The organism is Streptomyces camponoticapitis, assembly GCF_014646115.1.
In the GTDB taxonomy this organism is placed as follows: domain Bacteria; phylum Actinomycetota; class Actinomycetes; order Streptomycetales; family Streptomycetaceae; genus Streptomyces; species Streptomyces camponoticapitis.
Map to the genome: position 1 here is coordinate 478993 of NZ_BMMV01000002.1, position 6592 is coordinate 485584.

Annotated in this window: 8 protein-coding genes; 5 read left to right on the plus strand and 3 right to left on the minus strand. The window is 67.4% G+C overall.

Going from position 1 to position 6592, the window contains the following annotated elements; translation table 11 throughout:
* Positions 1–200 precede the first annotated feature (200 nt).
* Complete coding sequence (locus tag IEY79_RS04885) at positions 201–1076, plus strand: SigB/SigF/SigG family RNA polymerase sigma factor (protein WP_189106002.1); 876 nt, start codon at positions 201–203, stop codon at positions 1074–1076.
* A gap of 83 nt (positions 1077–1159) precedes the next feature.
* Here IEY79_RS04885 and ku read toward each other — a convergent pair whose 3' ends face one another.
* Together ku and IEY79_RS04895 are read right to left on the minus strand one after the other, a co-directional pair.
* A complete protein-coding gene (gene ku / locus IEY79_RS04890) occupies positions 1160–2074 on the minus strand; it encodes a non-homologous end joining protein Ku (protein WP_189106003.1) in 915 nt (304 codons plus the stop codon).
* 344 nt (positions 2075–2418) lie between these two features.
* The gene (locus tag IEY79_RS04895; protein ID WP_189106004.1) at positions 2419–2850 is read right to left on the minus strand and encodes a VOC family protein; all 432 of its coding nucleotides are present in this window, start codon (positions 2848–2850) and stop codon (positions 2419–2421) included.
* A 119-nt stretch (positions 2851–2969) separates the two neighbouring features.
* On the opposite strand from IEY79_RS04895, the gene IEY79_RS04900 reads away from it, so the two are divergent.
* On the plus strand, positions 2970–3566 hold the full coding sequence (locus IEY79_RS04900) for a TetR/AcrR family transcriptional regulator (RefSeq protein WP_189106005.1): 597 nt from the start codon (positions 2970–2972) through the stop codon (positions 3564–3566).
* 148 nt (positions 3567–3714) lie between these two features.
* Here IEY79_RS04900 and IEY79_RS04905 read toward each other — a convergent pair whose 3' ends face one another.
* Positions 3715–4104: a hypothetical protein gene (locus IEY79_RS04905; protein ID WP_229700631.1), complete on the minus strand. Its 390-nt coding sequence runs from the start codon at positions 4102–4104 to the stop codon at positions 3715–3717.
* A gap of 1218 nt (positions 4105–5322) precedes the next feature.
* Here IEY79_RS04905 and IEY79_RS04910 point away from each other — a divergent pair.
* The 3 genes from IEY79_RS04910 to IEY79_RS04920 form a co-directional block, all read left to right on the plus strand.
* Positions 5323–5769 (plus strand): hypothetical protein, encoded by a 447-nt coding sequence (locus IEY79_RS04910; RefSeq protein WP_189106007.1) that lies wholly within the window; start codon positions 5323–5325, stop codon positions 5767–5769.
* 169 nt (positions 5770–5938) lie between these two features.
* A complete protein-coding gene (locus IEY79_RS04915; protein ID WP_189106008.1) occupies positions 5939–6424 on the plus strand; it encodes a hypothetical protein in 486 nt (161 codons plus the stop codon).
* A gap of 36 nt (positions 6425–6460) precedes the next feature.
* A partial coding sequence (locus IEY79_RS04920; RefSeq protein ID WP_229700649.1) for a transposase occupies positions 6461–6592 on the plus strand: 132 nt, incomplete at its 3' end.

Sequence of the window (6592 nt, forward strand, 5' to 3'; positions counted from 1 at the left end):
GCGCGGTGGGGCCCGGCGGTACGCACAGGTGTCGCGGCCTCGGCCAGACCCACCGTTCGCCGGAAGCCGGATCGCGAACAGGCAGTCACCCGGCCGCTGGACGGCGGTCCTGACCGTCTTCATTTTCTTGCGTGTGGACGAGCGGGATGGGGGTATCCGGCGTGTCGTCTTGTTCGTCTCTGTAGGGAGGGGTCGCTCTCATGTCGGTCACACAGCTCGTTAGCACACCGTCAGAAACGGCGACGGAGACGGCCGCGGAAGTGGCCGGCGCTCTGCCGTGGATCGAGGACGCCGGGAAGATCGCGCCCAAGGACGCGCGGGTGCTCTCCAGGCTGTTCTTCGACCGGCTTCAGGTGCTGGAGGAGGGCACCCGGGAGTATCAGTACGCGCGGAACACGCTGATCGAGATGAACCTGTCGCTGGTGCAGTTCGCGGCCCGCCGCTTCCGCAACCGCGGCAGCGGCGACATGGAGGACATCATCCAGGTCGGCACGATCGGGCTCATCAAGGCGATCGACCGTTTCGACCTGTCCCGCGAGACCGAGTTCAGCACCTTCGCCATCCCGTATGTCGTTGGTGAGATCAAGAGGTTCTTCCGTGACACGACCTGGGCCGTTCATGTGCCCCGGCGTTTGCAGGAGCTGAGCGGCGACCTCACCAAAGCCCGCGAGGAGCTGAGCGGCCGTCTCGGCAGGAACCCCACGGTCCGTGAACTCGCCGATCTCCTGAACCTGTCCGAGGACGAGATCGCCGAGGGCCTGGTCGCGGTCGCCGGCTACACCGCCGGCTCCCTCGACACCCCGGCCGATGACGGGCAGACCAGCGGCGACCTCACCATCGCCCGCGCCATCGGTGAGCGCGACCCGGGCATGGACCTGGTGGAGGACCTCCACTCGCTGGCTCCGCTCATCCGGCATCTCGACGAGCGCGAGCGGCGCATCATCGAGATGCGCTTCGGCCAGGAGATGACCCAGTCCGAGATCGGCAGAGAGCTCGGCGTCTCACAGATGCAGGTCTCCCGGCTCCTCACCCGTACTCTCGCCAAACTCCGCACCGGGCTCCTCATCGACGACTGACCCGGAACGGGCGTACGGGGCCGGGGCCGCCATGGCGCCCGGCCTCGCGCCTGCGCGGACCGCCTCGCGCCTGCGCGGACCGCCTATGCCGAACGGGGCTTCCTGCCCGAGGTCTTCTTCGCCGACGTCTTCTTGGCGGGGGACTTCTTCGTCGTCTTCTTCGCGGTGGTCTTCTTGCGGGCCGGGATGGAGTGCACGGTGGCGTCCTCACCGGTCTCTCCCCGCGTGTGCTTGGCCTGCTGGACGGACTGTTCCAGTGCGGACATGAGGTCGACCACCTGGCCGCTGCGCTTCTCCTCGGTTCTCGGGGCGGCCGGCGTCTTGCCGTCGGCCTTCGCCTCGATGAGCTTTGTCAGAGCTTCGGTGTACTCGTCGTGGAAGCCGGACACGTCGTCCAGGGCCATGGTGTCCATCAGAGCCAGTGCGCCCTCGATCTCACCCTCGTCCAGTTCCACCTCGGGGGGTGTCAGCTCGGCGGGATTCCGGATCTCATCGGCCCAGTGCATCTGGTGCAGGGTCATCACGTCGTCGCGGATCGACAGGAGTCCCAGGCGTTCCCGGCCGCGGAGCGCGTACTTCGCCACAGCCGCCTTCGAGGACCGTTCGAGTGCTTTCCGCAGGAGCGTGTAGGGCTTGTCGGCCACTTCGCCGGCCGGCTCCAGGTAGTAGGCGTCACCGAGGCGGATCGGGTCGATGCTGGAGCGGTCGACGAACGCGACCACGTCGATGGCCTTCGCGGTGGGCAGGGGCATGTCCGCCAGTTCGTCGTCGCTGATCGGGATGACGTTGTCCTTCGACAGTTCGTATCCCTTGCCGATCTCGTCCGAGGTGACCTCCTCGCCGTCCAGCTCACAGACCTTGCGGTTGCGGATCAGTCCCATGTCTTCCAGGTGGATCCGGCGGAAGCGGATGGAGTGGTCCTCGGTGGCGACAAGGAGGCGGATCGGGATGGTGACCAGGCCGAAGCTGATGGAACCGCTCCATACGACTGACGGCATACGACCCTCCGTGGCCGGACGGCGGCCAGGCCGCCAGTAGGGAGAACAAGGCGGGCGCGGACCGCCGCCCGTACTCCCGATCCTCACCCCTCCCCGGCCTGCTCGCACCACGAGCCGGACATACGAACGTCCGCTCCCGCGCGTGCGGTGGTACTGCTCGCGACGTGCCCCTCGATCACGCGTCGCGTGGGACGCGTAGCTGCGGCCGTCAGTGACCGTTTCCGGAGTCCCGGCAGCAATTGGCCCCGCTCAGGATTCGAGCGGCGCCGGCGCGAAGAGCTGTGGCATGGTCCGGACGGCCGGCCCGTCCAGGTGTGGATGAGGTCGTCGTCGACTCTCGGGATTCAGGCGGCGGCCGGGGGCTGGATGAGTTTGATGAGGTTGCCTTCGGGGTTTTTGACATAGGCGAAGCGGGCTCCGGGCTGGACGGCGTCGGCCGGCGGCCACACGGCTTGCGCTCCGGCTGCGGTGAGCGCGGTGAATGCCGCGTCCGGAGCGTCGACTTCCAAGGCCCAGTGGCCGTAGCCCTGCTCTCGACAGGCGTCCAGTGGGTCGGTGAAGACCCGCGGGCGCGTGGAGCCGGCGCGCTCGATGAGCTCGACGCGGGTTCCCGTGCGGGTCTGCAGGACCGCGGTGCGCACGGGAGGCTCGGGGACTTCGTACTGCTCGATGATCGTTTCGAAGCCGAGGACCTGCTGATACCAGATCGTCTGACGGTCGAGGTCGGCGACCGAGATGCTGACGTGGTGGTGGCGCGGGGTGATTGCGGAGGTCATGGTTCGGGCTCCTGGTCCGGGAAGGGGCACGCGCTCTTCGGGGCAGTCGGTGAGAACGTTGTAGTCAACGACTACATTGCCAATGTAGCCACTGTCAACATCGCTGATAGGGTGTTGTCATGCCAACCGGCCGGAACCAGTACCACCACGGAAACCTGCGCGCGGCCATCCTCGCCGAGGCGCAGACGATGCTGTCGGAAACCGGGGCCGACGGCCTGTCGCTGCGCGAGGTCGCCCGTCGGACGGGCGTCAGCCATGGCGCCCCGCGCCGGCATTTCCCGGACAGGCAGGCACTGCTGTCCGCGCTCGTGGAGCAGGGTTATGAACAGCTGGGGGCCCGGATCGAATCAGCCCTGGCGGGCACCGGCGGCGACTTCACAGGACGGCTCACGGCGTTCGCCTGTGCCTACGTCGACTTCGCCCGGCACAACGACGAACTGATGACCCTGATGCTCTCGTCCAAGACCTGGCCCGACGCCGGACACCTGATCGCGGCGAACGACCGGGCCTTCGCGCCGGCGGTCGAACTCCTGCGCCAGGCCGCCGGGAGCGGGGACATTACGCCCGCCGACACCGACACCGTGCATATGGCCGTCCTCGCACTGCTGCACGGGCTCGCGTTCGTGGCCGGGCACGGTCTGGCGGGGACGAAACCCACATCCGACCTGGTCGCGGGCGCGGTCGGGGCCCTGGTCGAGGGCATCCGCCCGCGCTGACCTCTGGCTGGCCGCTTGCCTTTCAGCGAGTGTCGATGGGCCTTGCGAAGGCCGTGGGAGACGAGGTATCACCCTGACCCGGCGGTGTTGCACCTCGCCGCATTCTGATCTGGTCCCGCAGGTGACAGGAAGCTGATGTGACGTCGGCCTACTGGAGATGGGTGCTCGGTTGGCGACGCCAGTCCCAATCGGGATGACGGTCCATCAGTGTGAGGAACCCGCTCGCCGGCAAGATCTCGAAATGGTTGGTGTCGACAAGACCGTCGACACCAGGGAGAACGTCGCGGAGGAATGTCCGGGCCGCGTTCATGGACTGGCACGAGAGGTGGACCGCGTACGGTTCGCCGATCGAGGTCGTCACTCGGTCGAGTTCGTCCGGCTCGTAGTCCGCCAGGATTCCGCCTGAAAGGTCGAGGCAGTACGAGTACCCGTGCCGGTGCAGCCGTTCGTCACCCGTCACAGGATCCGGGACAAGGCCAAAGGCACGGATCCGCCCCTCAAGCGACGGACGTTGTTCTGCGGGGATCAGGATGTTCACAGACGGCCAGGACACGTATCTACCTCCATGGCGACAGTAGGCGATCACTCCCTTGGGGCCGCCACGCTTTTTTGTCTCGACTGTGCTCCCTCCTCATCAAGGAGAGAGGCCCCTCAAGGCGCAAAGACCTGCTTCGTTCTCGGTAAGCCCGCGGGGGACAGGGACTCGATCCGATCACGGATGCTCACGCGCGGCCAACTGCCGGACCGAGCGGCGCTGGGCTTGAACAAACCCGGACCTGGAATTATGGAGTGATCGCGGCCCTCTTCTGGTCCCCGTGGGCCGTCCTGCTCCCGGTGGCCCTGTCTGTGGAGTGGCTCATGCGTGCCTGCACGGCGGCCCATTGGGAGCGGCGGCACGGTCTGCTGCTGTGGCGGGGCGGGGTCAAGGAACAGCCACTTGCCAAAGGGCAGTTCCTGTACTCCTCGGTCAGGCCCGGATCACCGACTCGGTGATCGATTCCTGCGCGTCTCCAGCCGCCGCCCCGTTCCGAGGCGGTGTTATCCGGTCGATGAGACCTTCGGCGCGCAGCTTCGCCGGCAATGCGGCACCGGAACTGGAAGACCTCCGCGGAGCGTCCCCCTTACGCATGATGGTCTGCTGACGGGACGGGGAGGACGGGCGATCATGGACAACGGGCCGAGCTCCGCACGTTACTTGGCTCTCGTTCTGGGATTCGTCACCTTCGCGTTCAGCGCCTCGCTCCTGCTGACCGATGTCCCGGCCCCCGGGAAGTGGCTGGGCGCCGGTATCGGTATGGCCGGGGGCGCGGCCGTCTTCGCCGGCGCGTGCGTTCAGAGCGCCTGGTCCGCCCGGTACGGGAAGCCGCGGCCGGTCAGGGCAAGCGTGACCTTGACCGGCGATGAGGCCCGGCAGGGAGCCGTCAGGACGGTGTCCTTCAAGGCCCGGACGCGTTGCGCCGGATGCGATGGCACGGGCCGGAGCGGACCGTCGTCCTGCCGGAGGTGCCGGGGGAGTGGACTGGGGACGTTCGGTCAGCACGCGCGCCGGATCCAGGTCCCTGCAGGCGTCAGGGACCACAGCGAGTTGACGGTGCGGAGCATGGGGGCTCCCGGCGGCCGGCAGAATCCGAACGGAGATCTGCTGCTGGCCGTGCGGATCTCCGGCAGCCGGAGAGAAAAGCCGACGGGACAGCCGACCCGGACGGCCGGCCACGAAGGGCGCGACCCCAGGATTCGCCGACCTCATGAGCGTTCCGTGTCCGACGACGCGTTTCTGGTCACCGTCGTGACAACTCCCGGCCCTTCCGGCCCTGGACCGGATCCTGCCCCCGAGGTCCGGGCGGTCGGCCCGGTCACCGTTCGCAACCGCCAGGGGGATTCCGAGTTCGCCGTGACGTCGTCCGGGATGGTCGTGCGGGACAAATGGCCCCGCCCTGGCGGCGGCGCCCGCTGGAAGATCAGGGTGGACCTGCGGTGGGACGACATCGTCGGCCTGGGATTCGACTACGGCAGCCACGACTCCGTGGTGTCGCTTTGGGCGGTGTCAGCAAGTAGCGGCCAGCGACAGCACATCGTGGACGCCCGCGACTTCACACGTAGTCAGTGGGACGAGTTGGCGCGCAGCACCGCGCCCCTGACCAACGGCCGCCTGGCCATCGACCTCACGCAACTCGACCACCCGGGCACACCGCGAGACGCCTGAGCGGGCCAGAGGCCGAGCAGTGATCGCTGATGTGATGTGGGACCGAATCTGTTACCACCTGCGGCGCGCCCGTACCGGTGGTGGGCCACCCGCCTTCGACGCCGGGACAGACAAGCTGCTCAACACAGTCGAACGGTGCATCCACCGGCTCAAGTGACAGCATGCGGCAATGGCTTTCCGACACCCCGACGGCGAATACACCATCACCGCGATGTACTCCGTGCCCGATGACGCCTGGTATCTGGAACTGGATCTTTCGGCCGGGCAACGGATCCTCGTGACCGCAATCGTCCCCGACGAGGATCCGTCACGGGAGCCGACGGTGTGCTTCAACCCCCGCGGCGGGCACGTGGACGTCCCGTACGAGGTCATGCGCTGGTTCATGCACCAGGTCGACGAAGAAATCCGCACCTCCCGTGCCTGGATGCGGCTGAGGCCCGATCTCGTTGAGATCGTCTACCGACTCCGTCAGGAGCACATGGGCGCCATCGACGATGACGCCTTTCCTCATGTCCTGGCGGAGGTGCGCGCCACGGTCCCCGAGGCAGACCTCCGCGCCGTTCTGGAGGCCGCTTTCGGACGGCGTCCTGACGGCGCCACCATGGACCATTCGCGAGCGCCCGACTCCGCAGCCGGTCGAGGAGGCACTGCCTAGGGCGTGTCCGCAAAGTCTGTTGGTCGTTGGTAAGTCGTGGTGAGACGTCATGAGTTGACTGATGAGGCGTGGGCTGTGGTGGAGCCGTTGCTGCCGCGGGCGCGGATGGGGCGTCCCGTCCGTGACCGGCGTCAGGTGGTCGACGGGATTCTGTGGAAGCTGTCGACC